This window comes from Nitrosospira sp. Nsp18, assembly GCF_900103145.1.
GTDB lineage: Bacteria > Pseudomonadota > Gammaproteobacteria > Burkholderiales > Nitrosomonadaceae > Nitrosospira.
The window spans coordinates 1-25,024 of sequence record NZ_FMWY01000001.1 but is presented as its reverse complement, the minus strand read 5'-3'; the positions used below and the strand labels follow the sequence as shown (position 1 = coordinate 25,024).

Genomic DNA, 25,024 nt, shown 5'->3' with positions numbered 1-25,024 from the left:
ATGTGTGAAATACTTGAACATTTTAGCGTCCAGGCTGCCAAACTCAATCACAAGCATTAACAACCTGTGGGTCAGGAGTAGCAACCCAGGCAGACAACAGGGGTGAATCCTGGTCATATTGGTGCTGGCATGGGTATCGAGAACATTTTTGCATAAGCGTTTCGAGCAGGAAAGATCGGGGGATTATTTCTATGGATGAGTTCGCTTTTGCCAGAGCGGTCCATGTGTTGGGCGTTGTGCTATGGATTGGTGGCGTGGCGATGGTCACTACCGTGCTGATTCCAGCCATGGCACAGATGAGATCGGCATCCGAACGAACGGAGTTTTTTGCGCGTATCGAAGGCCGCTTTGCACCTCAGGCTCGCTTCGTCACGGTGCTCGTGGGTTTGAGCGGATTCTACATGGTGCATTTTCTGAACGCATGGAGCCGTTTTGCCGAACTGGGCTTCTGGTGGATGCATGCCATGGTCCTGGTCTGGCTAATCTTTACCTTGATGTTGTTTGTGGTGGAACCGCTGGTATTGCGGAAACGGACCCCGAAAACGGCGCAACACGACGCCGAAAAGACTTTTCACCGGATGCGGCGCATGCATTGGATATTGCTTTGTTTAAGCCTTATTACTATTGCGGGAGCGGTGGCGGGGAGCCACGGCTGGATGTTGAGCGGAGAGTGAGCATGAGTTACGCAGCATTGAAAATGATTCATGTCACCAGCGTGATAATCAGCTACCTGTTGTTTTCGTTGCGCAGCATATGGAAAATGCGTGAATCATCCGCTTTGCAGCGGCGCTGGGTAAAAGTTACACCGCACGTGGTGGATACCGTACTGCTGACGAGTGCCATCATGCTGGCCATCAGTATTCACCAGGATCCGATACATGATTCATGGCTCAGCGCTAAAGTCATCGGTCTGCTTGCTTATATCGGCCTGGGGATGATGGCGCTGAAATTCGGCAAAACCCGTAAAGCGAGAATGTATGCGTGGATCGCGGCTCAGTTGACTTTTCTTTATATCGTACTGGTCGCCCTGACTAAAAATCCGGCAGTAGTTTCCTTTGCGTCCTCGTAAACGGACAAGTCTGCAATTTGACGACCTCCCGCCTCACTTCCCTGAAAAATACTTCAAAATGTGCCCTAGCGTTCCCAGCGTTCGCTTCTACCGCATTGCTTCACGTAATACCTTATAATTGCATATGTTCGTCTTAACTCTCTTTTTCAAAATTCTTCTTACATGCTAGCACGTTGGTGGGTTTACCTGCTCGCCGCATTTTTAGCGCTAGGTCTTATTGGAGTCTTGCTAGCCGGCTTTGCCGCGCTGGTTACCATTCCCACATTGCCCTCGCTTGAAGCGCTGACCGATTACCGTCCGAAAATCCCTTTACGGGTTTACAGCGCTGAAGGTCTCCTGATCGGGGAATTTGGCGAAGAGCGCCGCGAGGTGGTTAAAATCAGTTCGGTCCCGGAGCGCCTGAAACAGGCGATTCTGGCCGCTGAGGACGACCGCTTTTATCAGCATGGCGGAGTGGATTATCCCGGCATATTGCGGGCGGCCTATTCGAATTTCACTTCCGGCGGTGCCCGGCAAGGGGCCAGCACCATTACCATGCAAGTCGCGCGTAATTTTTTCCTGACCAAGGAAAAAACACTCACTCGGAAATTCAGCGAGGCTTTGCTGGCGTTTAAAATTGAGCACAGCCTGAGCAAAGACGAGATTCTTGAACTTTACTTCAATCAGATATATCTCGGGCAGCGCGCTTATGGCTTTGCTGCCGCGTCGCAGGTCTATTTCGGCAAGAACCTGGACAAGATCAACCTCGCAGAAGCCGCAATGCTCGCGGGATTGCCCAAGGCGCCTTCACGCTTTAACCCGGTAGTCAATCCCAAGCGCGCGAAGATGCGGCAACTTTATGTCCTCCGGCGCATGCACGAACTCGGCTATATTTCCAGTCCCGCGTTCAAAGAAGCGGAAAAACAACCGTTGCAGGTCAAGCGCGAATCGCAGGAATTTGCAATGCACGCAGGCTTTGTGGCAGAAATGGCACGTCAGGCGGTATATGAGCGCCATCATGAAGACACCTATACTAAAGGTTTCAAAGTCTATACCACGATACGACGGCTGGATCAGGACGCAGCCTACAAGGCGGTGCGGCAAGCCGTGATGGATTATGACAGCCGACATGGTTATCGCGGCCCTGAAGCATTTATCAATTTGGCGCAAGCCGACCTGGATCGCGAAGAGATTCTGGAAGATGCGTTACAAGAAGTGGCCGACAGTGACGATATCCAGGCTGCCGTAGTGCTGGCCGCCAGCACGAAATCGGTCAAGGCGTACCGAAGGGGCGGCGAAATCATCGAGATGACCGGTGATGGTCTCAAGTTCGCCCAGAAATCCCTTTCCAGCAACAGCAAGGCGGGCTCTGGCCAGCAATATATTCGTCCGGGCTCGCTAATCCGGATACGGAAGAACGAAAAAGGCGTGTGGCATATCGTGCAACTTCCTCAGGTCGAGGCCTCGCTGGTTGCAATAAACTCGCATGATGGGGCAATTCGAGCCATCGTAGGCGGGTTCGACTTCAACCGAAGTCAGTTTAACCACGTTATACAGGCGTGGCGCCAACCGGGCTCCAGTTTCAAACCGTTCATTTATTCCGCATCTCTGGAAAAAGGCTTTACGCCAGCCACGGTCATCAATGACGCGCCACTCTCCTTTACCGCCGAGGAAACAGGAAGCGATCAGTGGGACCCACGAAATTTCGAGGACACTTATGAGGGGCCGGTACGCATGCGTGAAGCGCTTGCCAAATCCAAAAATCTGGTTTCCATTCGCATTCTTCAGGCAATTGACGTTCAATACGCGCAGGATTATGTTGCCCGCTTCGGCTTCGACCCCAAGCTGCACCCCGCCTACCTGCCGATGGCATTGGGCGCCGGTTCGGTGACTCCGATACAGATGGCGGTGGGTTACGCCGCGTTCGCCAATGGAGGCTTTCTCGTAACACCCTATTTCATCCAGCGCATCGAGGATGAGAAAGGCAATATACTGGAGCAGCCAAAACCTGTACTGGCGGGGGAAAGCGCCAAGCAAATCATAGATCCGCGCAACGCCTTTCTTATGACCAGCATGATGCGGGATGTGGTGCAGCGGGGAACCGCGACTAGAGCAAAACAGCTAGGCCGTGCCGATCTGGCTGGAAAAACCGGCACTACCAGCAATTATGTCGATGCATGGTTTTGTGGCTACCAGGCCGACCTGGTCGCTATTGCCTGGATCGGCTTTGATAACCCGAAATCATTGGGAAACAACGAAACCGGGGGCCGGGCTGCCCTGCCGATGTGGATGAGCTATATGAGCAAGGCATTGAAAGGCGTCCCGACAGCGGCTTATACGCCTCCTGCCGGCATCACCACAGCAAAAATCAACCCTGAAACCGGTTTGAGGGAAGCCCACGGCGCCATGACCGAATATTTCCTGGAGGAGCAACTACCGCCCGAAGCAGACAATAAGGTGGATGAAGCTATAAAATCGGTGGAAGACGTGATAAAGGAGTTTTTGTCACCGTGATTTTTGTCATCGTGAAATGATGAGGCCCATACCTCACGCCAACCCAAGAAATAGGTAGGTCGGGCTCCGCCCGACAACCAAAGAAAGACAATCAAAGAAACGATGTCGGGCAGAGCCCGACCTACTATCACTCCTCGATACTTCAGGCGCTCCTCAACCACTCCGCCGCATCAAGGGCGTAATAGGTGAGGATGCCGTCAGCGCCAGCACGCTTGAAAGCCAATAATGATTCAAGGACGCAGGTTCTTTCGTCCAGCCAGCCGTTTTGCGCAGCAGCCTTGAGCATGGCATATTCACCGCTTACTTGGTAGACAAAAGTGGGAACGCCAAACCGGTCCTTTACGCGACGTACGATATCCAGATAAGGCAACCCGGGCTTTATCATCACCATATCCGCGCCTTCTTCCAGATCCAGACCTACTTCCCACAACGCCTCGTCTGAATTGGCCGGGTCCATCTGATATGTACTCTTATTACCCGCGCCCAGATTGGCGGCTGAGCCCACCGCATCGCGAAAAGGGCCGTAAAAACCGGACGCATATTTCGCGGAATAAGCAAGAATACGGGTATGAGTGCACTTCTGACCTTCAAGCGCCTCGCGGATTGCTGCAATGCGCCCATCCATCATGTCGGAGGGCGCCACCACGTCCGCGCCGGCCTGGGCGTGCATCAGCGCCTGTTGTGCCAGCACGGTAACAGTTTCATCGTTCATTACATAGCCATGGGCATCGATCAACCCATCCTGGCCATGGCTGGTATAGGGATCGAGCGCGACATCGGTAATAACGCCAAGCTGCGGAAATTGCTTCTTCAGCTCGCTCACTACCCGTGGCACAAGACCTGCGGGATTGAAGGCTTCCGAGGCGGTGAGATTCTTGAGGCCAGGCTCGATAACCGGAAATATAGCGATAGCCGGGATACCGAGCCGCAGACATGTTTCCGCTCGATGCATCAGTACATCCAGGCTTTGCCGCACAACACCTGGCATTGAGGATACAGTTTCCTCCCGATTCTTTCCATCCAGTACAAATACGGGATAAATCAGGTCGTCCGGATGCAGACGATTCTCTCGCACCAGGCGACGCGAGAATTCATCGCGGCGCATGCGCCGCATCCTCTTCTGTGGAAACTGGTTTAAAACTGGCATGATCTACCTAAAAAAAAGAAAATTGATAAAAAATGAAAAAACGGGAACTTGTACTCGAATTCTGTATCTTACTTACAGACGTTGCTTAATTGTCTCCCGCTTTTCCTCCCTGAGCGGGTACCTTAATCCCTATTAAGGTATGTTTGCCCCCGGTTTTATTCCCCTTTAACCGGGGGTTTTTTATTTTTGGCTTTGGAACGGCTTTTGGTTCCTGGATCAAATCGGCTTCCAATCCAAACCATGTGCCAAGCAAGGCCGTAGCGTCTTTCACCCCTTCCCTGGTTTTACTGGAAAACAGCTGTACGCTGCATTGCGGATAAGCTTCACGTAAATAAGCCAGCACCTCTTTGAGTATTTTCTCCGCATGCTGCCTGGTCAGCTTATCCGATTTGGTGAGCAGTACATGCACCGGTTTTCCTGTTGACGCGAACCAGGCCAGCATCTGGCGATCAAGTGGCGTCAACGGGTGCCGCACATCCATGATAAGCACCATTCCACAGAGCGATTCCCGCGTCTGGAGGTAGGTGCTGAGCAGGTGCTCCCAATGTCGTCGCACATCAATGGGTACTTTGGCATAACCATATCCTGGAAGGTCTACCAGAAAACGGCCGCCTCCCAGCTGAAAAAAATTCAAATGCTGAGTGCGTCCGGGCGTTTTGCTGACGAAAGCAAGGCGGCCACGAGTAGCCAGCGCGTTGATTGCGCTGGACTTTCCCGCATTCGACCGCCCGGCAAAGGCTATCTCCACCCCGTCAGGCGCCGGCAAACAGCTCAGCTGATTAACAGTGGTATAAAACGTTGCATGCTGAAAAACGGACATATTTCAACCAAAAGAGTAAACGCAGACAGCTAAAAACAAAATTTCCAAATGGCTTCCAAATAAGTCTCCAAGGATACGAACGGACCGAAAAATCGCACGAAGGGAGGAGACCTATTCAGAGGCTTCCAACTTGCTGCGGATGAGAGCTGAGTTTACAGCGGTGCTTTCGGGTTCTCCTGGGCGATCGCCAGCAGACCTTGCAATACCAGATTATCCATCACTTTGGCATTGACGTTAAGTTGCGGCAGCAACCGCTGTGCCGAGCCCCCGCTTAAAATACAGTCAGGCACGCGACCCAGCGTGCCTGCAAGCGTCACGGCCATCCGTTCGATGGCGCCAGCCATTGCATGCATCGTGCCGCTGCATATGGCGTCTGCAGTGCTGTCGGGGTAATCGCAAAATTTCCCCTCCCCGGATGTCAGGGATACGATATTCCTCATCAGTATTTGCTGCATCAGATCAATACCCGGAGTAATAATGCCGCCAAGAAATTCACCCGTATCAGTAAGGGCGTCAACAGTCATTGCGGTCCCGGCATCCACTACCAGGCATCCTTGCCGTTCCGATTCCCATGCACCAATCAGCGCCGCCCAGCGATCACTGCCGAGTTGGGCAGGATCCGCATAGTAGTTGCGCACACCGCACTGGTAAGCAACCGCATGGATCCATTCCGGCTGAATTTTCCATCTAACAAATAGCTCGGACAGATCACTCCTGGCCTGTGCGTCGGCAACATTGGACACCATGATACGCGAAGGTTCCTCCAGAACCTCCCATTCTCGCTCTAGCAATACCTTTTTTCCTTGCGCCGCGACTCCTTGTTTCAGCGGGTTGCCTCCATCGTACAGCCCCCACTTGATATGAGTGTTGCCGGAATCAACTGCCAGCAAAAGTGGTTTCAGGCTATTCGGCATAGCGTAATCTCGCCACCGCTGTAGCTACGAATACCCGCTGAAGTTTGCAGCAGCAACGATCCGTCATCCGCCACGCCATGTACAGTGCCCTCCTGACTTGAGCCGTCGGGAAAGCGAAGACTGACCGCCTTATTTTCACAAAAATGGTGGCTCATCCATTCTTCCTTGAATGGCGCAAAACCTCGGCGCTCAAACTCTCTCAACGCAGCGGTGAGATCGATCAATAGCGCAGCCAATAATTTATTGCGGTCAGGCATTTTACCGGTAATCGAATACACGTCCGTCACACCCTGGTCTATACGCGCCTGTATATTATCCGACAGCTTCAGGTTTACGCCCACGCCAATGACGGCAGCGGAGGGACCAAGCATATCGCCGTGCAATTCGATGAGTATGCCTGCAAGCTTGCACAGGTTGTACATGACGTCGTTGGGCCACTTGAGTACCGCGTCCTTGATTCCTGCTGACTCGAGCGTGCGTATGATCGCCACTCCAATCGCGAGACTTAGGCCGGACAGGAAGCTGGCACCCTGCTGAAATTGCCAGGACATCGAAAAAGCAAGGCTACCGCCCAAGCCCGAATGCCATTGCCGTCCGCGCCGTCCACGTCCGCTGGTTTGCAATTCTGCCGCAACCACATGAATACCCGCTCTGCCGCGATTTATCCCCCTCGAAGCCTCATGGAGCAAAAAAGTGTTGGTTGAGTCGATGCTATCCATCACTTCAAGGTCGAAATTGTTCGCCTCGCTGCCGAGATGCTTCAGAATCACCTCCCGTTCCATCCATTGCACCGGATCGAGCAGGCGGTAGCCACGGCCGTGAACCCTGTGTACCGTCAGACCGGCTTCATCCACATCTCGTAGCGCGTTGGACACGCTGGCCCGCGAAACACCCAGGGTTTGTGCAATGGTAGCGCCCGAATGGAATTCATTATCGCTCAACAGGCGCAGAATGGAAAAAGTGAGCGGCTTCATATTAACCAGTGTAGTGCAAATCTTTCCAGCCTGCGCTACAGCTTGCGCATTGATCGGCGTGAAGGTTTTTTATCCGATTTAGCGTAATGCGCTAATCTCTCTATAATAGGTGAATCGGCGCCAAGCATAATGAATGACACGAGAGAGGCTAATTTGAAAGATAACCCTGCAACCGGTCCCGCCGCGCTGCCCGTTTCCAACTTCATCCGTAATATCATCGAAGAAGATAACAGGACAGGCAAATGGAGCGGACGCGTAGAAACCCGTTTTCCGCCCGAACCGAATGGCTACCTGCACATTGGCCATGCCAAAAGCATTTGCCTCAACTTTGGCCTTGCCCATGATTATAACGGCATATGTCATTTGCGTTTTGACGACACCAATCCCGAAAAAGAGGAGCAGGAATATGTCGATTCGATACTTGATTCGGTTAAATGGCTGGGCTTCAGCTGGGACAGGCACCTCCATTACGCTTCCGACTATTTCGATAAGCTTTACGAGTTTGCCGAACACCTTATCAAGCGGGGCAAAGCGTATGTAGACAGCCTCACTGCCGAGGAAATACGCGCATTACGCGGAACGCTGACCGAGGCGGGGGAGAATAGCCCTTATCGCGAACGCGTCATTGAAGAAAACCTTGACTTGTTTCGACGGATGAAAGCGGGAGAGTTTGCAGACGGGACGCATGTTTTGCGCGCCAAAATCGACATGACATCTCCCAACATCAACCTGCGCGATCCTGTCATATATCGTATCCGTCATGTTCATCATCATCGCACCGGCGATAAATGGTGTATTTACCCGATGTACGATTACACGCATTGCCTTTCAGATGCGCTGGAAAAAATTACTCACTCGCTTTGCACGCTGGAATTCGAAGATCACCGTCCGCTCTATGATTGGGTATTGGATCAATTGGCGGATATCGTCCCCTGCCACCCGCAGCAAATCGAATTTGCGCGGTTGAATCTCACCTATACTGTTATGAGCAAGCGCAAGCTGATCGAACTGGTTGAGGGGGGCGTCGTCGATGGTTGGGATGACCCGCGCATGAATACGCTGGCGGGGGTACGACGCCGGGGCTACACGCCAGAATCCATTCGACTTTTTGCCGAGCGCATCGGCGTCAGCAAGGCCGATTCATGGATAGAGCTGGGTATGCTGGAAGACTGCCTTCGCGAAGACCTGAATGAACGTGCTCACCGGCGACTCGCTGTCCTGGAACCGCTAAAGGTCGTTATCGATAATTATCCGGAAAATAGCGAGGAGGATTGCATGGCGCCCAACCATCCGCAGAAGCCGGAGTGGGGAAACCGCGTTGTGCCTTTGTCAAAAATCATCTATATCGAGCGCAGCGACTTCATGGAAACACCGTCGAAGGGCTACTTCCGCCTCTTTCCCGGTGCGGAAGTGCGGCTGCGTTATGCTTATATCGTAAAATGCGTGAATGTCGTGAAAGACGCCGCCGGAGAAATTATGGAAATTCACTGCACCTATGATCCCGACACCAGGAGCGGCACAGCAGGCGCGGACAAGCGCAAAGTCAAGGGCAACATACACTGGCTTTCGGCAAACCATGCGCGGCAGGCCGAAGTACGAATTTATGACCGTCTGTTTTCCCATGCTCATCCTGATGCGGGAGGACAGAATTACAAAACTTTTCTGAATTCCAATTCAAAGAAAATTATCACTGCCTATGTAGAACCGGCACTCGATCAGGCTCAACCGGAAGACCGCTTTCAATTCGAACGCCACGGTTACTTCATCGCCGACCGTGAGAGTACGAAACCGGGAAAACCGGTGTTCAATCGAGCGGTAACACTGCGGGATTCATGGAGCAAGCCAGCTACGGCCTGAAACACGGCGGTTGAAAACACGGCAGGCGCTCATACCGAACTTGTGCGGTTTCTGCTGTGGTATGATGCGGATTCAGCGTAAACCCGTCTTTCTTGAAAAAGCTGCTTCCCTTTCGTGCATTTTTTCGATAGCATATAAAAAATACAAAAGCAAAGCATCCGGAAAAGAAGCAATATATAATTTCTGATATTGCCACAGACCCCTGACTGAACTGCAGCTTCTTCATTTTCAGCATTATCGCATCGATGTCGTTTGATCCTGCCCGCCGTAGTCATTAGCCGCATCTATTTAACTTGAATGAGAAAGTCACATGAGCCAGCATATCCTTTATATTTCCGATGGGACATTTGAAGCCGAAGTACTGCAATCCGCCGTGCCGGTTCTGGTTGACTACTGGGCGGAGTGGTGCGGACCATGCAAGATGATCGCGCCGATCCTGGATGAGGTAGCCCAGGAATATGGAGATCGTCTGAAAGTGGCAAAACTGAATATTGACGAAAATCAGGCCACCCCGCCAAAATATGGCATCCGCGGTATTCCCACGCTTATGCTTTTTAAAAACGGCAATATCGAGGCGACCAAGGTTGGCGCGCTATCAAAATCCCAGCTTACCGCTTTTATTGACAGCCATATCTAAAATCGCTAATCTTGTAAAGAACCGCCTCCCCAAGCGGAATCCTATTCGATCTACCGCTTCTAATTCTCGCTCTGCCCCATCAGTTTTTTCCAACGCGTCCTGACGCTTTACGTCCCTGTTCTTCACCCACGAGTTCCACTCAATGCACTTATCCGACCTTAAGAACTTCCACGTCACCGAACTGGTAGAAATGGCCATCGCCAATGAAATTGACGGCGCCAACCGGCTGCGAAAACAGGACTTGATTTTCGCCTTACTAAAAAACCAGGCACGCAAGGGGGAAAGCATTTACGGCGAAGGCACCCTGGAAGTGCTTCAGGACGGCTTTGGCTTCCTGCGATCTCCAGATACCTCATATCTGGCTGGACCCGATGATATTTATGTCTCCCCCAGCCAGATAAGGCGCTTCAACCTGCACACCGGGGATTCCATAGAAGGCGAAATTCGCACTCCCAAGGATGGCGAACGCTACTTTGCCCTGGTTAAGGTGGATAAGGTCAACAGCGAACCGCCAGAAAATTCCAAGCACAAGATTCTGTTTGAAAATCTCACCCCGCTATTTCCCACCGAGCGATTACTGCTCGAACGTGACATCAAAGCCGAGGAAAACGTTACCAGCCGCATCATCGATCTCATTGCCCCCATCGGCAAAGGCCAGCGCGGCCTGCTGGTAGCGAGCCCCAAGTCGGGGAAAACGGTCATGCTTCAGCATATCGCCCATGCGATAGCGGCCAATCACCCCGACGTCATTCTGATGGTATTGTTGATAGACGAGCGTCCCGAGGAAGTAACCGAGATGATCCGCTCCGTCAGGGGTGAGGTAGTCTCCTCCACTTTCGACGAGCCTGCGGTACGTCACGTGCAAGTGGCCGACATGGTGATCGAAAAAGCAAAGCGGTTGGTCGAGCACAAGAAAGATGTCGTGATACTGCTGGACTCCATCACGCGACTGGCCCGTGCTTACAATACCGTGGTTCCTGCTTCCGGCAAGGTATTGACCGGTGGCGTCGATGCCAATGCACTGCAACGCCCCAAGCGTTTCTTTGGGGCCGCACGCAACATCGAAGAAGGGGGCTCCCTTACCATCATCGCCACCGCCCTGGTGGATACGGGCTCGCGCATGGACGATGTGATTTATGAGGAATTCAAGGGTACCGGCAACATGGAGATCCACCTTGATCGGCGCATGGCGGAAAAACGCACCTACCCCGCCATCAACGTGAACCGCTCCGGCACCCGCAAGGAAGAATTGCTCATCAAACCGGATGTATTACAGAAAATCTGGGTGCTGCGCAAATTGCTCTACCCGATGGACGACATGGAAGCAATGGAATTCTTGCTCGACAAGATCAAGGCCACGAAAAATAACGCGGATTTCTTCGATTCCATGCGCCGGGTATAGTGTTTCCGGAACAAAAACCCCGCCTTAATCGAATACATTGTTGCAACCTCTCCCCGGACTATAAGATAATAAGAGTTTTTCCTGCTCCGCAGCTATCCCCTGCCGATCGGGCACAGCTCAAGGACATTCGCCATGAAAGCAAACATCCACCCAAACTATCAGGAAATTACCGTTACCTGCAGTTGCGGTAGCATATTCCAGACCCGTTCCACCATGGGCAAGCCGTTGCATATTGAAGTATGCTCGGTCTGCCACCCCTTCTATACCGGCAAGCAAAAAATCGTTGACACCGCCGGGCGAGTAGAAAAATTCCGCCAGAAATATGGAAAAAAGGTCGAAAAACAGCCAGCGGCATAAAATCGATCGTCGGAGACTTGCTGAGGTAGAGCAGGCAGAAAAAAGAGCAGCTTCAAGCTGCTCTTTTTTCTGCCTGCTTTTTTATTTTCAGCAGTCGATTAAAATAATACGATGAGAATCCTGACCGCGCTTCAATTGGCCCTCGCGCTCAGCTGCCTGATTCAGTTGACAGGGTGCGCGGTAAATCCGGTTACAGGTAATCGGAATTTCACGCTCATGTCGGAAGCCGATGAGATGCGCGAGGGGCGGCAAGCCGCTATCGAGATAAGCAAGGCATACAATACTTATGGCGGTCTGCCGGCTTTGCAAAATTATGTCAACGAGATTGGGCAGAAGCTTGCCAGGAAAAGCCACCGCCCTCAGCTCGACTATCATTTCACGGTCGTAGACAGCCCTGAGGTAAACGCCTTTGCCTTGCCTGGCGGTCATATCTACCTCACACGAGGCATCCTGGCTTATCTTAATTCCGAAGCGGAACTTGCCGCCGTGCTAGGGCATGAGATTGGTCATGTTACGGCACGCCATAGCGTGCAGCAATATAGCGCTGCCACTGCAGCCAATGTTGCCGCCGCCGTTGGCGGCCTGGTAGCGGGCATATTCGTGCCGCAGCTGGGTGGACAGTTGGCACAAGGCGTTCAAAGCCTTCTCGGGATTACTGGCAGCGCTCTTCTTTCAGGCTACGGCCGCAGCCACGAGCTGGAGGCGGACCGTCTGGGTGCGGAGTATCTTGCGCGAAGCGGTTACGATCCGCAAGCAATGATCAAAGTCATTTCCGTGCTGAAAAATCAGGAGCTGTTCGATATCGAAGCTGCGAAGCAGGAAGGACGCGAGCCGCGCCGTTATCATGGTATTTTTGCCACTCACCCCGACAACGACACGCGATTGCAGGAGGTGGTTGGTGAAGCGAATCGATATGTCCAGCCGGGAAAAATCGATGATCGCCGCGCGGAATTCCTGCACCAGACCGAAGGCATGATTTTCGGCGATGCCGTCAGCCAGGGAGTTGTGCGAGGAAATACGTTTCAACATAAGCAAATGGGTTTCAGGCTATCTTTCCCATCCGGCTGGCGTATCCGAAATAAGCCGGATGAAGTTGTCGCGGTGAGTCCCGATGGGGAGGCCATGGTGGTGTTAGGACCTCTTGGTGATCAACGCGGGGCGCCAGCCGATCTTGCCCAAGAGCGCTTTCGCCCTGAATCCCCTGCGGAAATTCTATCGATGACCCATAATGGGCTGCCAGTGGCTGTCGTAACGTCCATTGCGCAGGGTGAGCGACCCTTCAAGGCGGCCGTGATTTATCACGAAGACAAGGCATATCTCGTTGCGGGGCGAGGTGACTCCCCCGCCGCCTTCGCCCGCTACCGGGATGCCATCTCCAGCACCATTGAAAGTTTTCGTGCGCTTACCGATGCGGAAAAAAAATCTGCCAAGGCACTTGAGATCCTAACCATCAAAGCCACCAATGGCTTGAGTTATGCCGGACTGGCCAAAGAGTCTCCCCTAGGGATTAACGCCGAAAGCTACTTACGCTTGCTCAACGGCCAGTATCCCGAGGGAGAGCCCGCCGCTGGCCAGATCATAAAAATCGTCAAATAAATCATACGCTAACGTTACCATGCATTACCTGAAGTCAACATGATGATTTTATCGCGCGTAATTCTCAAAGTCCTGTTTCGTCAGCCGCGCCAGCGTCCTGTCGGGCTTGAAGAGTCGCAGCGAAAAATCAATGGGTGAGGGCAGATTTTGCGGATTTTGAAGGTCAATAGTTATTCTATTGGTCGAAAAATCGGCGAAATATGAACCGCTCATGGACGCTGTGCGCTTTTGCGGCCGATTTCCTTTAAGCCCGCAAGACTGTGCTAGGCATTTTGCACCAGAAGCGGATAATCGGTAATCACCCCATCCACGCCCAGTTCCCGGCAATCGTCGTGCTCGGCTTTGGTGACGGGACCATAAACGAAATTGCGGAAACCATCCAACGACGCCTGTTTCAACAGGTCGCCGTCCAGCACATCATAATCCCATACGATATGATTGATCCTGGGATTGCCGTTATAGTTCAAGTCTGCCAGCAACGAACTCAGCGTTCGCGGCCGATGCGCCAGCAAAAGGCCGCAATTGACCTTGAGCGACGATGCACAGATCGCCACCAGGTCATGGCGAAAAGACGTGACGATAATACGGTGACCGGCCTGGTGCTTTTTGATAACGCCAATTACGGAGGATAGCGCCTTTATTGCCTTGATCTCGACATTCCACAAGATGCCGGGAAAATGTTCCAGCGCTTCATCCAGAGTGGGCACCTGGTGCCCCGCGATTTGCTCGATGTCGCTCCGTATCAACTCCGCCACCGCTTGTCCGGAGGCAATAATACGGTCATGAATCAGCACCGGCAAACCATCGAGGCTGATGCGCACGTCGGTTTCAATGCCGTTCGCGCCCACCGCCACCGCCGCCTCGAAAGCAGTCATAGTGTTTTCGGGAACCGCATCGTGATACCCGCGATGAGCGATTACCAGCATGATCTGCGATCAGGAACCATATTAGTTTGTCGAACCTCCCGACGCTTCAGGTGCAGGCACGTATCTGTCGATAAATTCATTCAACACGTTCACCCATTCGTCCCGCATGTAAATGAAACCATTATTGTGGCCGCCCTGTAACTCCAGAAATTGTTTTGGATCGGGCGCTGCCTGGTATAACGCCTGGCCATGCGCAAACGGCACAATTTCGTCCTGTGGACTATGAGCGACAAATACGGGGCAGGTAACATTTCGCAAGTAGTCAATCGTGTTGTACTCGAAACGGGACAGCAGCCGTACGGGCAAAAACGGGTACATTTCTGCCGCCATGTCGGGTACCGAAGTGAACGCGGAAGCCAGCACCAGCAAAGCTGGCTTTTCGTTTGCCGCAAGCCACGCTGCTATAGCGCCACCGAGGGATTCACCGAATAAAACGACATTATCAGGCGGCAAAGTTCTTTTTTCGATAAGGTATTGCCAGGCGGCCTGAGCGTCAAGATAGGTGCCAGGCTCGGATGGCGTTCCACTACTTTCGCCAAAACCGCGATAATCGAAAATAAATGTATTGTAACCGAGCCGGTAAAACATCGGCAGATAGTCCAGGCGGTGTGAAATGCTTCCGGCGTTGCCATGCAGAAACAAAACGGTTGCGGCTGGGGTTGCGGTTGGGGTGGCGGGAGCCGGCACAAACCAGCCGTGCAGGATTTCGCCGTCCGCAGTAGTGATCTCCACGGCCTCGTAGGCAAGTCCCAGATCATCTGGTGTTCCGGTAATGCTTCGCCCAAATTCCGGATAATAGATAAGACGCGGTTGCACAAAAAAGATTGCCGCTGCGAAAACGGCATACCCAACCATAGCCACGAGGCTTAAATTGAATAGCATATTGGTGCCCGATAGGAATGGCATTGGGAAACCTGTGAATATTTCCCGGGCTTATCTGCTCAGTTGCCGGTCATTCGCTACACGGAAGCTTATTCAGAGGTTTCTGGGTTAATCCGCCTGCTCATAGTTATAATAGCGGCTTTTCAGCCATCAGTAACAGGAACGCAAATGAATCTTGACCGGGTTGGTTCTGGCCGCGACGTGCCCAACGATTTCAACGTCATTATAGAAATACCCATGAACGCCGATCCTATCAAGTATGAAGTTGACAAGGAAACCGGTGCATTGTTCGTGGACCGCTTCATGTCAACGTCGATGCACTACCCTTGCAACTATGGTTATATTCCTCACACGCTATCGGAAGATGGAGATCCGGTGGATGTGCTCGTAATCTCGCCGGTTCCGCTCATTTCCGGCGTGGTGGTGCGATGCAGGGCTCTGGGAATGTTGGAAATGACCGATGAAGCCGGTGAAGATGCCAAAGTATTAGCTGTGCCTGTTGACAAGCTGTGCAGCCTCTACCGCAAGAAAAAATCCCATGATGATTTACCAGATCTGGTGCTTTCACAAATTGCGCATTTTTTCGCTCATTACAAAGATTTGGAACCCAACAAGTGGGTCAAGGTAAATGGCTGGGTTGGTGTCAAAGAAGCAAAAGCGGAAATTGTGAACGGTGTAAAGCGCTATAACGCAGCCAAAAAGAAGCCGATGTTTTAAGAAAGCCGCTGAGCAGGCCTCAGGCGTGAAGTATGGAAACTGATACGGCACAGGTTAACCCAGGGTAAGTGAAAGGCAATGTGAACGCATGTGAAAATGAGCTGGCTTGAATATATACAACTCAAGGGGACGCTTGTAACCCTTGAACCGCTCGATTTCAATCACATCGATCCGTTAAAGGCAGCGGTAATGGATGGAGAGTTATGGAAGCTCTGGTTTGCCAATGTGCCCTCCCCTGCCAAAATCGGCGACTATGTAGCTAAAGCTGTTGAAAACGCCAGGAACGGAAATATCGCGTTTGCAGTTCGGCTCAATAATGCGAACAGGATAGTGGGAACCACGCGCTTCTATAACGTGGACGAAAAGAGCAGACGGCCGATGCTCGGCTATACCTGGTATGCAAAATCCGCCTGTAAAACAGGGGTAAATACCGAAAGCAAGCTCTTGTTGCTGGAACATGTCTTCGAGCAAAAAAAAGCCATCGCGGTAGAGTTCAGGACGCATTTTTTTAACCAGGCCTCAAGAACGGCGATTGAGCGGCTAGGCGCCAAGCAGGACGGGATTTTACGCAACCACCAGATAATGCGTGACGGTTCGGTTCGTGATACGGTTATCTATTCCATACTTCAGCATGAATGGCCCTCGGTAAAAAACAATTTAACGAGCAGGCTTTCGTTCCACAAACACGGCAATGAAGCCGCTGCGGCGCAAAATACGCCAGCCTCATAACCTCCATGCCGAATTTAAATCGATTTCATGAACTCGGAGACAGAGGCGCTATCAAAGCGTATATCGACCGACAACACCGCTGATGCCACTGTCTATCAATTTATGGAAAAAGCATGAATTTCGACAGTTGCGAGGAATCGTTCATGAATCGACGGAAAATGCTCACCTTGATCGGCGCAGCCGGCATAAACAAGTTCAGCGGATATTCGTCCGCCAACGAGTCGGTGCGCAGGACCCTCTCATGTGTTCTCACTCCTCAGCAGACCGAAGGTCCCTACTTCGTCGATGAGCATTTGCATCGTTCGGATATTCGATCCGATCCTTCGGATGGATCGATAAAAGAGGGACTGCCCCTCGCGCTTGAGATTCGTGTTTTTGCCGCAGGGACAGGTACGAAGGCCGGCAATGGAATCGACTGCAAGCCCCTTGCGGGCGCTTCTGTGGATATTTGGCATTGTGATGCCCAAGGGATCTATTCTGATGTGACGGATAGCAGCTTCAACACCGTAGGCAAGAAATTCCTGCGCGGCTATCAAGTGACGGACACAAGCGGCAGCGTGCGATTTCTCACTATTTACCCCGGCTGGTATCCCGGCAGAACTGTTCATATTCATTTCAAAATACGTACCGACCCGGAATATGCGCGGGCCCGCGAGTTTACGTCGCAGCTCTATTTCAACGACTCGATTACGGACCTGGTGTATGCACGGCAGCGGGCGTATGCAAGAAAAGGGGGCTACCTGCCCAGAACGAGAAATGAGGGCGACAGCATATTCCGCGAAGGAGGAGACCAGCTAATGCTTACGCTTCTGGAAACCGGAGAAGGGTACGCGACAACATTTGATGTCGGGCTCGAAACGGGCTAGGCGAATGCCGCACAACAAGTTCGGGCGTCATTGAATCACATACATGGGCTCGGTGCCCGAAGGCGGCTGGTTCAAAAACTTCTTATATCAGCTTGAATTCGGAAGCGGGGCGACCGGTGCCCCGTTGACCCAGCGACGCCTGTATAGCATCATCCACCGTTTCCAGGAAAACGAATTCCAGTGTGGCACGCGTCGCTTCGGGCACATCCCGCAGATCTTTTTCATTGCGCGCCGGCAGTAGTACCGCGCGCAGACCCGCGCGCTGCGCCGCAAGCACCTTCTCCTTGATTCCCCCTACGGGCAATACCATCCCGCGCAAACTGATCTCACCGGTCATTGCCACGTCGTGATTTATCGGCCGATCGGTAAAAAGCGAGGCGAGCGCTATAAACATGGCTACCCCGGCGCTGGGGCCGTCTTTCGGGATGGCTCCCGCCGGCACGTGCACATGAACATCGACACCGTCGAACATTGCCGCCGGAATATGCAAATCGCCCGCAAGCGCCTTCACCAAGGTGAGCGCCGCCTGAGCGCTCTCCTTCATGACGCCGCCAAGTTGCCCTGTCAGAATCAGTTGGCCGCGCCCACTGACCCGCGTAGCTTCGATAAAAAGAATGTCACCGCCGGCCGGCGTCCAGGCAAGGCCAGTAGCCACGCCCGGCAGGCTGGCGCGCAAGCCGATCTCATGCTCATATTTGGCAGGGCCCAGAATACCATCCAGATCTGCAACATCGACGCGCACCCTGAGCTGCGCCCCATCGGCAACCCGCATGGCCGCATGACGCATCACACGCCCGATTTCGCGTTCGAATTGGCGTACCCCGGCCTCACGGGTGTAATTCGCTATGATGCTATTCAACGCCTCGACTGTTATTTCACACTGCCCTTCGATCAGGCCGTTGCCCTCGCATTGGCGAGCCACCAGGTAACGCAGCGCGATTTGAAGTTTTTCCTCATGGGTATAGCCTGGGATGTCGATTATTTCCATGCGATCGCGTACCGGGGGCGGCACGTTGTCAATTACATTCGCCGTCGCAATAAAGACGACACGGCTCAAGTCAAAAGGCACGCCGAGATAATTATCCCGGAAAGTCGAATTTTGTTCCGGGTCCAGCACCTCCAGCAGTGCGGCCGATGGGTCTCCGTGAAGACTGGCGGACATCTTGTCTACCTCGTCAAGCATCATCACGCAATTGCGAGCTTTGGCCTTGCGCAGACTCTGCACGATATTTCCCGGCATGGCGCCAATGTAAGTGCGGCGATGACCGCGCATTTCCGCCTCGTCATGCACGCCACCCAAAGATACGCGAACAAACGGCCGCTGCAGTGCCCGCGCGATGCTCTGGCCGAGCGAGGTCTTGCCCACCCCCGGCGGGCCGACAAAACAAAGAATCGGCGCGCGCCCCTGAGGTTTCAGTTTTTGTACTGCCAGAAACTCGACAACGCGCTGCTTGACGCGCTCAAGCCCGAAGTGATCGGCTTCCAGGATCTCGCGCGCTGCATTCAGGTCGATCGGCATGTCAGCCGGAAGCCGCCACGGCAACTCAGTCATCCACTCAAGATAAATGTGAAGCATTGAATATTCGCTTGAGGCCGAAGGCATGCGTTGCAGTCGTTGCAGCTCCTTGCGCGCCTGGGCCTCGATTTCATCCGGCATGCCGGCCTTGGCGATAGCCTCATCCAGTTCCGTGATCTCCTGGTCGCTTCCTTCAGTTTCACCCAGTTCCTTCTGGATCGTCTTTAATTGCTCACGCAGCAAGAATTTGCGCTCGCGGTCCACCAGCTGTTCTTTCGTCCGCTCACCAATCTCCTGCGAGAGCCTGAGCACCTCGATGCGGCGCGACAAGATCTGAAGCACTTTTTTCAGCCGTTCTTCCGTACTCAAGGTTTCGAGCAGCATCTGCTTCTCACCGACTTCAGCATCGAGCAGGCTCGCGGCAATATCCGCCAGATGCGACGGCGCCCGTGTAGCTTGTAGCGCGTGCGCAAGCTCCGCAGGCACCCCAGGCAACAGCGAGAGAATTTCTACGGTGCGTTCACGCAACTGCATTGCCAGCGCTTCGGCCTCGGTGGATACCTCGGCCGGCTCGGCAATGCGCCGTATTCGAGCGGCAAGAAACGGATAGCCCTCGACCAGTTCTTCAATGCAAAACCGCTCCAGACCCTGGCACACGGCGTGACGCAGTCCATCGGCCGAAGTGAGATGCCGGACGATGCTTATTATCGTGCCCATGTTGAACAATGCGTCGAGCGCCGGCTCATCGACGGCCGCGTCCTTTTGCAGAACGATGCCCAGCGGCCAGTTGGAGTGTAGAGCATGCTCCACTGCCGCGATTGACTTTGCTCGGCCAACGGTGATCGCCGTCAATACATGGGGAAACACCACAAGGTTGCGCATAGGCACTAGCGCGATCACGTCCTTGGGTAACTCGAATTTGGTGACGGCAGGCTGTTCCATAACGATTCCCTCGGCAATAAGCGATTCTTTGCTAAAGTGTATAAGTCATATGGATCTGCTCAGCCTCTACTGTCGTGCATGGTGCATGGTATAAAAGACCGGTAGCCGAGCAGGATGAAAGACGATAAATTATCGCTCCATGTTCCAGTCTAGCATTCGCTGGTCGAGCGTCAACTTGATTGAATTTTTTCTGACTAACACAAATATTTTTACGCTTTCGGAGGGACAGCCATAATGTGCGCGGCGACGCCTGAAATGCGGGCATTCTCATTCGCGCATTCGTTATGTCCTGCATTGGAGCCGGGGGCAGGAAGCGCTTCAGATATCTGCAGGACTGTGGGCAGTATCTGATTAAAGCGCTGAATAAATCTCACGCAGGCCCGGATTATTTCATACAATGAAGCGGTAGCGGCCGAGCTTCGGCAAGGTTCAACCCATTGCCAGAGAAATAAATGAGCAGATATCTCGTACAACTTAACTTCATTTCCTTCGTAAAGTTCAATTCACTGGCATTCTGTTGTGCCAATACGTTATTTTCTCCCTTAAACGCATTTTTCACTTTTCAAAGTAGCGGTATGGGGAAAGCGCTTCTTGTTCTCCTTTTAGCGCCGTTTGCGGGTTTGCTTCTGGGCATAATCTTTGGCGCTCTCGCGTTCCCGCTTTATAAGGTGCTGACGACCCATAGCCAATTCCTGGCGTCTCTTACCGGTAGATTCCAGGAAATACCGAGCAGTTCCGCAGATGAGCCTGTCAGGGATGACTAAGCGCGGTCCTACTAGCGAGGAGGGCAATTGAAGGTTAAAGCAACGTTTGAGGAAGTATTTTCCCGCATTCCAGGTCCTGTCACCGCAGAATGGCCCATGGGTGAACGATTCGCCGTTGCGCTTGCTCACGGCAGCATGTCGGTCGAGTATTATGCGCCCAGGGACCTTGATCCCCAGACACCGCATGAACAGGATGAGGTTTACTTCATCCATAAAGGAACAGGTGAGCTTGTTATCGGCGACTATCGTCATTCGTTCAAGGCGGGCGATTGCCTGTTTGTAGCCGCCAACGTTGAGCACCGGTTCGAGAATTTTTCCAGTGATTTTGGAACGTGGGTTGTATTCTGGGGGCCTAAAGGTGGCGAAAACGATGGTGGAAGGGGTTGAGGAAAATCCCTGATTCACCAGCCTGTTCAAGCATGGTCATGTATTAGTCATGTCTTCGTTAAATGCTTTGTCATCGCTGCCAGCCTGTTCATCAATGTGGTGTCTTGTGGGAGTGGGCTGAATGGGCTGAGTGCGCCGAAGTGTCAGCATCCTCGGGAAGATGAAGTTGATGCAGGATGCCGTCAGTGAAGACCTGGTAATTTATGTCGTAATACAGGCGATACTGGATTTTTCGTGCGTCGGGTCGTGGCTGTACGGATCCCGGGGTGGCGGTTGAACCTTGATAGACCTTGCCCGAGAACTCGTAACTGAATACCGGACCAAAGCCGCTATAAGGCAGCGTCAACGTTTCGGAATGTATCAGCTTGTCGCCATCGTCAAAGGTATGAACGTCAATCCATGCGTTGGCGCCGAGAGTGGTTTCTCTGACCCATGCGGTCACCTTCAGAATCGTCTGCAAGTCTGTTCCTTGGCGGGGGCCGCCTTCCGGCAGTGGTGGAAAGACGTTGACCTTGACAGCACTGTGCTCCAGCACATTAACCGTCTCCGGACTTGTTATCGCGCCGCTGCGATAAGCGACCGGCTGCATCGGGGCTCGCGCCGGCGCACCGTCGATCTCGAACCAGTAATTGGAGCCAAACCGACTGTCCCAAGCGTCGCAACGCGTGCTGGTCTGATAAAAATTGTGGAACCAGATCTCCGCCTGTGCAGCGTCATCCGGCACCGCGGTTTCAAATGGCGCAGGCACATGTCCGATAATCATGCCAGGTGGGCTTTCCTGGTTTCGGACCGGGGCAATCACACTGCCGCTAACGACCTCCCCTCGAGGATGAAACCGGATATATGCAGTGATATCGCCGAGCCCGGCGCCATGCCATGTCGTGAAACAATGCGGTAGTCTGTGCATGTCATACTCGACCTTGAGCCGTCCACTGCGCTCGATCATGCCATGCTGAAACTCGCGCCAATCCCCGAGGAACTGAATCGTTGCTTTTGATTTCATAATTTCCCCCTGCTTTCTGCTGGTATGGGCTAAGCGGTCTTGATGCGGACATGGCGCCAGGCGACTGTGCTGCCCGCATAAGCCTGGATGCCGATGAATCCGGGGGATAGGCCGCGGTTTGCATCGGTATTGTGGAATATCGTCGTTTGCTTCCGTTCCCCGGTCTCGATATTGGTAAGGAAGACGACATAGTCGTTGCCCTGTACGACGATCTCATATTCAAACCAGGTGGTAGCGGGAACGAGCGCGGGGCCGGGCGTATAGTTCTGCACGGCCGGTTCGTTGAAATTCAGGTGCCAGACCCTATCGCCAGCCTGAATTTTATAGATCGCGCCGGTACGATTTTTAAATAACCCATCTGGCTCAGGCTTGATGCCATAAAAGTCCTTGCCGGAATCCCCGCGGGCGTTGTCGTCGATCTGGACCTCAAAACCAGCAATCACAGGTTTCCAGGCAGGATTTGACGCATCGAAGGAAGGTTCGGGCGACGGTTGCTGCGAGACGCGATTTTGGAGAGCCGCGGTCAGGCCAAGCGTCGGGCGCGGGAAGCGGACGAATACGCCGCTGTTGTGGTTTGTGGCGTCGAAGATGCAAAACTGCAGGCGCAACGTGAAATCGCCAAAAGCTTCCTGGGAGTAGTAGAACAGCCGTAGTGCACCGTCGCCATAGCTGACCATCTCGCCGTTGAGGTGTAGCATGCCACCGCCGCCGGGTCCGGCAAGCGTCCAGTTTTTGAATGTTGCCGCCGTGCCGTCGAAGAGAGGGCGAAAACCAGTCTCGTCCTGAGGACTGATGACCGGGTCGGGGCTGAAGAGCACGCCACCGTTGAGCAAATCTCCCGTCCGACGGCCCAGCGCGACACCCGTGAGCATCGGGTTTGGTGAACCCAGAGAGGGGAAGAGCGCCGGGCTGGCGATGTAGCAATTGGTGGTGTCGTGGATACGACCAAAATCATTGGTTACAGCGTCCGCGATGTTGTCGCCCATGCGCATCGTGCCCGCGTCGTGGTGCGTTGTACCCAGGTCGTCGCGGCGGTTCTTGAACGCGGAGAGTATGGCCAGCCGCTGCGCCCGGGTACCAGAAGGTACCGGAATGGCGCCGTCAGGATTGGCCAGAAGTATCTCGAACGGTTCATTGCCCGCAAAGATGAGCGCGATCTTATCGGCTACCGCATCCATGGCATCCCATGTGGCGCGATCAGTGTTGGTCTGTGCACTGCCGGGAAACTGCTGTGGACTGGCTTTGGCGTTGCCGAGATGAACAACAGCCTTCGGGCGCCCAAAGTCGCTATCCTGCGTCGAAAGATCAATGAAGCTGTCAGGATTGCGAGTTGTCATTTCGCCGATGCCACGGATGGTGATGACGACGGTCGCATCGTTCGCGCGGCGCATCGCTTCGAGGAGCTCCAGATCCGGGATTTTCTTGAAAAGCTCGGCTTCGGAATCGCTGCCCAGCTTGCCCAACCCGGAGGCGGTGATCTGGAAGTGGTAAGTCCGGTTATTGGGCGCCTTGCCTTTGATGAGCAACGCCGATGCCTGGAGGCTAGGAATCAACGTAGCAGGCAGGTTGGCCGCAATGGCCGCGCGCGGTACCCGTATGGTGAGGTTGGTGCGCAGATGTGCAATAAGATTTTCACCCATGCGTTGCACAGCGCGCCCAGCAAGAGACTGCTGAAAGGTAGTCAGCGCTACGCGCGTGGTTTCAACCGTCCCAAGCGCGATTACCGCCGCACCCTGCCTGCCGTTTCGCGGTGGCGCGAGCAGAATATCCCGTGATGCGCCATTCTGCCAGATACGCGCGCCCGTCACTCGCACCCAATTATCGGCTTGCGTCTCGGTGATGAGTTCCTGTACGTGGCAGTTTGGCACAATCATGAGCCGCTTGCGTGCGTCCGCCACCGGTCCTACTCCGTCCGCCTCTTTGTTCGCCAGCCTTGCTGCGCTGATCAACCCGGGGATCGCGCTGAATTTATTGGTTGGAAAGAATCCAGGCAACGTTGTCGACTGTACCGCAAGTGGTGCTTCAAGTTTGAAAAGTTCGTGCAGGACCGCCTCGGGAGTGGTGTCGGTGCTGGGCAAACCCAGCCAGTCACGAAGCAGCGCTGCGGTCAGCGGCGGTTCTCCGGGGTCGGGGTAGCGCACCGCCGGATGCTCAAGGAGCTGAGCGAAGGTAAACCCTGTTTCATTGCCTGGTGTGTTGAGCCCGGCGTGGAGTTGTTTGCGCAGCGCAATGTGGAGCGGCCCGTAGATGAAGTCGTTAGTCTCTTTTACGCCAATCTGCCGGCTCGACTGTGCGAAATAACCCTCAGCGGGAGGTGGCGGCCGCAACGCCGTTTTTACCGCTGGTGGCCATGCCGCCATTTCCTCATCAAGCATCTCGGGCGACCACCCGCCCCATGTCAGCGAGCGCCCTCCGACAGCGAAGATCAGGCCGAGGTAGTTCAGTGCGGGATGATTGACCCATGGCACACGCAAATCCGGCGCACCTCCCATAAACGGCATGTTTTGCACGTGCTCGGGCACTACGAATGGCCCTGCCTCGAGTACGAGAATCCGGCGGCTGCGCGTGGCATCGGTAATAAAAAGATGTTCCGCCATCACTGCGCCGAAGGTGCCGCCGCCAATGATAATTACATCAAAGCCGCGCTGGCGCCCACCGACGGTTTGCGCCGCACTATCGACTGCTTCCTGCAAGGTGTTGCAGAGGAACCTCCCCATGTTGTCCAATGTAAACGAAGTGGATTCAGAGGCCAGCAATTGGGGCATGTCGTTTCCTCCAGATTAGATAACTATTGATCATTGCTTCGGTTGATTGACAGTGAGCAGGAAAGTGCCATCGCAGTGTTGATGACCTCTGCGCTCATGGATCAAACATTCATATCACTATAGTTCACAAACTCGCGCATTTCCGAAAATGAATTATTTGCGAATTGCGCCGAATTAAATGTAACCGAAAGGTATTCTGAGAAATAACGTTGCGCCATATTGAAGGTTACCGAAAAGGAGACCTTGATATGGTAAAGAGTG

At 53.5% G+C, this 25,024-nt stretch carries 22 protein-coding genes; 13 read left to right on the top strand and 9 right to left on the bottom strand.

Going from position 1 to position 25,024, the window contains the following annotated elements:
• Window positions 1–191: 191 nt before the first annotated feature.
• From BLS94_RS00115 to BLS94_RS00105, 3 genes are all read left to right on the top strand, one after another.
• A complete protein-coding gene (locus BLS94_RS00115) occupies window positions 192–674 on the top strand; it encodes a hypothetical protein (RefSeq protein ID WP_090957260.1) in 483 nt (160 codons plus the stop codon).
• A gap of 2 nt (window positions 675–676) precedes the next feature.
• A complete protein-coding gene (locus BLS94_RS00110) occupies window positions 677–1,069 on the top strand; it encodes a SirB2 family protein (protein ID WP_090957259.1) in 393 nt (130 codons plus the stop codon).
• Between the two features lie 162 nt (window positions 1,070–1,231).
• The gene (locus tag BLS94_RS00105; RefSeq protein WP_090957258.1) at window positions 1,232–3,562 is read left to right on the top strand and encodes a penicillin-binding protein 1A; all 2,331 of its coding nucleotides are present in this window, start codon (window positions 1,232–1,234) and stop codon (window positions 3,560–3,562) included.
• A 142-nt stretch (window positions 3,563–3,704) separates the two neighbouring features.
• On the opposite strand, the gene hemB is transcribed toward BLS94_RS00105, so the two are convergent.
• The 4 genes from hemB to BLS94_RS00085 form a co-directional block, all read right to left on the bottom strand.
• Entirely contained in the window at window positions 3,705–4,709 is a 1,005-nt protein-coding gene (gene hemB / locus BLS94_RS00100; protein WP_090957257.1) for a porphobilinogen synthase, read from the bottom strand.
• 85 nt (window positions 4,710–4,794) lie between these two features.
• Window positions 4,795–5,475: a ribosome biogenesis GTP-binding protein YihA/YsxC gene (gene yihA / locus BLS94_RS00095; RefSeq protein WP_371130194.1), complete on the bottom strand. Its 681-nt coding sequence runs from the start codon at window positions 5,473–5,475 to the stop codon at window positions 4,795–4,797.
• 206 nt (window positions 5,476–5,681) lie between these two features.
• Window positions 5,682–6,443 carry a type III pantothenate kinase gene (locus BLS94_RS00090; protein WP_256325209.1) on the bottom strand — a complete coding sequence of 254 codons (762 nt, stop codon included), beginning with the start codon at window positions 6,441–6,443 and terminating at the stop codon, window positions 5,682–5,684.
• A complete protein-coding gene (locus BLS94_RS00085; RefSeq protein ID WP_090957255.1) occupies window positions 6,428–7,417 on the bottom strand; it encodes a biotin--[acetyl-CoA-carboxylase] ligase in 990 nt (329 codons plus the stop codon). Before BLS94_RS00085 ends, BLS94_RS00090 begins: the two co-directional genes overlap by 16 nt.
• 129 nt (window positions 7,418–7,546) lie before the next feature.
• Here BLS94_RS00085 and BLS94_RS00080 point away from each other — a divergent pair, with 129 nt between their 5' ends.
• The 5 genes from BLS94_RS00080 (at window position 7,547) to BLS94_RS00055 (ending at window position 13,266) form a co-directional block, all read left to right on the top strand.
• Window positions 7,547–9,274 carry a glutamine--tRNA ligase/YqeY domain fusion protein gene (locus BLS94_RS00080; protein WP_090957254.1) on the top strand — a complete coding sequence of 576 codons (1,728 nt, stop codon included), beginning with the start codon at window positions 7,547–7,549 and terminating at the stop codon, window positions 9,272–9,274.
• Between the two features lie 310 nt (window positions 9,275–9,584).
• Window positions 9,585–9,911, top strand: a complete 327-nt coding sequence (gene trxA, locus BLS94_RS00070; RefSeq protein ID WP_072766303.1) for a thioredoxin TrxA — start codon at window positions 9,585–9,587, stop codon at window positions 9,909–9,911.
• Window positions 9,912–10,053: 142 nt separating this feature from the next.
• Window positions 10,054–11,313, top strand: coding sequence for a transcription termination factor Rho (rho, locus tag BLS94_RS00065; RefSeq protein ID WP_025041073.1), 1,260 nt, complete (start codon window positions 10,054–10,056; stop codon window positions 11,311–11,313).
• A 132-nt stretch (window positions 11,314–11,445) separates the two neighbouring features.
• Window positions 11,446–11,670: a 50S ribosomal protein L31 gene (rpmE, locus tag BLS94_RS00060; protein WP_072766304.1), complete on the top strand. Its 225-nt coding sequence runs from the start codon at window positions 11,446–11,448 to the stop codon at window positions 11,668–11,670.
• 111 nt (window positions 11,671–11,781) lie between these two features.
• Complete coding sequence (locus BLS94_RS00055) at window positions 11,782–13,266, top strand: M48 family metalloprotease (protein WP_256325208.1); 1,485 nt, start codon at window positions 11,782–11,784, stop codon at window positions 13,264–13,266.
• A gap of 263 nt (window positions 13,267–13,529) precedes the next feature.
• Here the strand turns inward: BLS94_RS00055 and BLS94_RS00050 are convergent, their stop codons facing one another.
• Window positions 13,530–14,192, bottom strand: coding sequence for a glycerophosphodiester phosphodiesterase (locus BLS94_RS00050; RefSeq protein WP_090957253.1), 663 nt, complete (start codon window positions 14,190–14,192; stop codon window positions 13,530–13,532).
• Window positions 14,193–14,213: 21 nt separating this feature from the next.
• Window positions 14,214–15,098, bottom strand: coding sequence for an alpha/beta hydrolase (locus tag BLS94_RS00045; protein WP_256325207.1), 885 nt, complete (start codon window positions 15,096–15,098; stop codon window positions 14,214–14,216).
• 144 nt (window positions 15,099–15,242) lie between these two features.
• Here BLS94_RS00045 and ppa point away from each other — a divergent pair, with 144 nt between their 5' ends.
• From ppa to BLS94_RS00030, 3 genes are all read left to right on the top strand, one after another.
• Window positions 15,243–15,791 (top strand): inorganic diphosphatase, encoded by a 549-nt coding sequence (gene ppa / locus BLS94_RS00040; protein ID WP_090957252.1) that lies wholly within the window; start codon window positions 15,243–15,245, stop codon window positions 15,789–15,791.
• 96 nt (window positions 15,792–15,887) lie between these two features.
• Complete coding sequence (locus BLS94_RS00035) at window positions 15,888–16,520, top strand: GNAT family N-acetyltransferase (RefSeq protein WP_090957251.1); 633 nt, start codon at window positions 15,888–15,890, stop codon at window positions 16,518–16,520.
• 143 nt (window positions 16,521–16,663) lie between these two features.
• On the top strand, window positions 16,664–17,386 hold the full coding sequence (locus tag BLS94_RS00030) for an intradiol ring-cleavage dioxygenase (RefSeq protein WP_256325206.1): 723 nt from the start codon (window positions 16,664–16,666) through the stop codon (window positions 17,384–17,386).
• An 82-nt stretch (window positions 17,387–17,468) separates the two neighbouring features.
• Here BLS94_RS00030 and lon read toward each other — a convergent pair whose 3' ends face one another.
• Window positions 17,469–19,844, bottom strand: coding sequence for an endopeptidase La (gene lon / locus BLS94_RS00025; protein ID WP_090957249.1), 2,376 nt, complete (start codon window positions 19,842–19,844; stop codon window positions 17,469–17,471).
• A 452-nt stretch (window positions 19,845–20,296) separates the two neighbouring features.
• Here lon and BLS94_RS00020 point away from each other — a divergent pair, with 452 nt between their 5' ends.
• Both BLS94_RS00020 and BLS94_RS00015 read left to right on the top strand, forming a co-directional pair.
• Window positions 20,297–20,608 carry a hypothetical protein gene (locus tag BLS94_RS00020; RefSeq protein WP_090957248.1) on the top strand — a complete coding sequence of 104 codons (312 nt, stop codon included), beginning with the start codon at window positions 20,297–20,299 and terminating at the stop codon, window positions 20,606–20,608.
• Between the two features lie 27 nt (window positions 20,609–20,635).
• Window positions 20,636–20,995 (top strand): cupin domain-containing protein, encoded by a 360-nt coding sequence (locus BLS94_RS00015; RefSeq protein ID WP_090957247.1) that lies wholly within the window; start codon window positions 20,636–20,638, stop codon window positions 20,993–20,995.
• 91 nt (window positions 20,996–21,086) lie between these two features.
• On the opposite strand, the gene BLS94_RS00010 is transcribed toward BLS94_RS00015, so the two are convergent.
• Window positions 21,087–21,998 (bottom strand): DUF6209 family protein, encoded by a 912-nt coding sequence (locus tag BLS94_RS00010; RefSeq protein WP_090957246.1) that lies wholly within the window; start codon window positions 21,996–21,998, stop codon window positions 21,087–21,089.
• 29 nt (window positions 21,999–22,027) lie between these two features.
• Complete coding sequence (locus BLS94_RS00005; protein ID WP_090957245.1) at window positions 22,028–24,763, bottom strand: 3-keto-alpha-glucoside-1,2-lyase-like domain-containing protein; 2,736 nt, start codon at window positions 24,761–24,763, stop codon at window positions 22,028–22,030.
• Window positions 24,764–25,024 lie beyond the last annotated feature (261 nt).

Coding starts and splice junctions, on each gene's coding strand:
- BLS94_RS00115 (WP_090957260.1), top strand. CDS start 192: ATGGATGAGTTCGCTTTTGCCAGAGCGGTCCATGTGTTGGGCGTTGTG.
- BLS94_RS00110 (WP_090957259.1), top strand. CDS start 677: ATGAGTTACGCAGCATTGAAAATGATTCATGTCACCAGCGTGATAATC.
- BLS94_RS00105 (WP_090957258.1), top strand. CDS start 1,232: ATGCTAGCACGTTGGTGGGTTTACCTGCTCGCCGCATTTTTAGCGCTA.
- hemB (WP_090957257.1), bottom strand. CDS start 4,709: ATGCCAGTTTTAAACCAGTTTCCACAGAAGAGGATGCGGCGCATGCGC.
- BLS94_RS00090 (WP_256325209.1), bottom strand. CDS start 6,443: ATGCCGAATAGCCTGAAACCACTTTTGCTGGCAGTTGATTCCGGCAAC.
- BLS94_RS00085 (WP_090957255.1), bottom strand. CDS start 7,417: ATGAAGCCGCTCACTTTTTCCATTCTGCGCCTGTTGAGCGATAATGAA.
- BLS94_RS00080 (WP_090957254.1), top strand. CDS start 7,547: ATGAATGACACGAGAGAGGCTAATTTGAAAGATAACCCTGCAACCGGT.
- trxA (WP_072766303.1), top strand. CDS start 9,585: ATGAGCCAGCATATCCTTTATATTTCCGATGGGACATTTGAAGCCGAA.
- rho (WP_025041073.1), top strand. CDS start 10,054: ATGCACTTATCCGACCTTAAGAACTTCCACGTCACCGAACTGGTAGAA.
- rpmE (WP_072766304.1), top strand. CDS start 11,446: ATGAAAGCAAACATCCACCCAAACTATCAGGAAATTACCGTTACCTGC.
- BLS94_RS00055 (WP_256325208.1), top strand. CDS start 11,782: ATGAGAATCCTGACCGCGCTTCAATTGGCCCTCGCGCTCAGCTGCCTG.
- BLS94_RS00050 (WP_090957253.1), bottom strand. CDS start 14,192: ATGCTGGTAATCGCTCATCGCGGGTATCACGATGCGGTTCCCGAAAAC.
- BLS94_RS00045 (WP_256325207.1), bottom strand. CDS start 15,098: ATGCCATTCCTATCGGGCACCAATATGCTATTCAATTTAAGCCTCGTG.
- ppa (WP_090957252.1), top strand. CDS start 15,243: ATGAATCTTGACCGGGTTGGTTCTGGCCGCGACGTGCCCAACGATTTC.
- BLS94_RS00035 (WP_090957251.1), top strand. CDS start 15,888: ATGAGCTGGCTTGAATATATACAACTCAAGGGGACGCTTGTAACCCTT.
- BLS94_RS00030 (WP_256325206.1), top strand. CDS start 16,664: ATGAATCGACGGAAAATGCTCACCTTGATCGGCGCAGCCGGCATAAAC.
- lon (WP_090957249.1), bottom strand. CDS start 19,844: ATGGAACAGCCTGCCGTCACCAAATTCGAGTTACCCAAGGACGTGATC.
- BLS94_RS00020 (WP_090957248.1), top strand. CDS start 20,297: ATGAGCAGATATCTCGTACAACTTAACTTCATTTCCTTCGTAAAGTTC.
- BLS94_RS00010 (WP_090957246.1), bottom strand. CDS start 21,998: ATGAAATCAAAAGCAACGATTCAGTTCCTCGGGGATTGGCGCGAGTTT.
- BLS94_RS00005 (WP_090957245.1), bottom strand. CDS start 24,763: ATGCCCCAATTGCTGGCCTCTGAATCCACTTCGTTTACATTGGACAAC.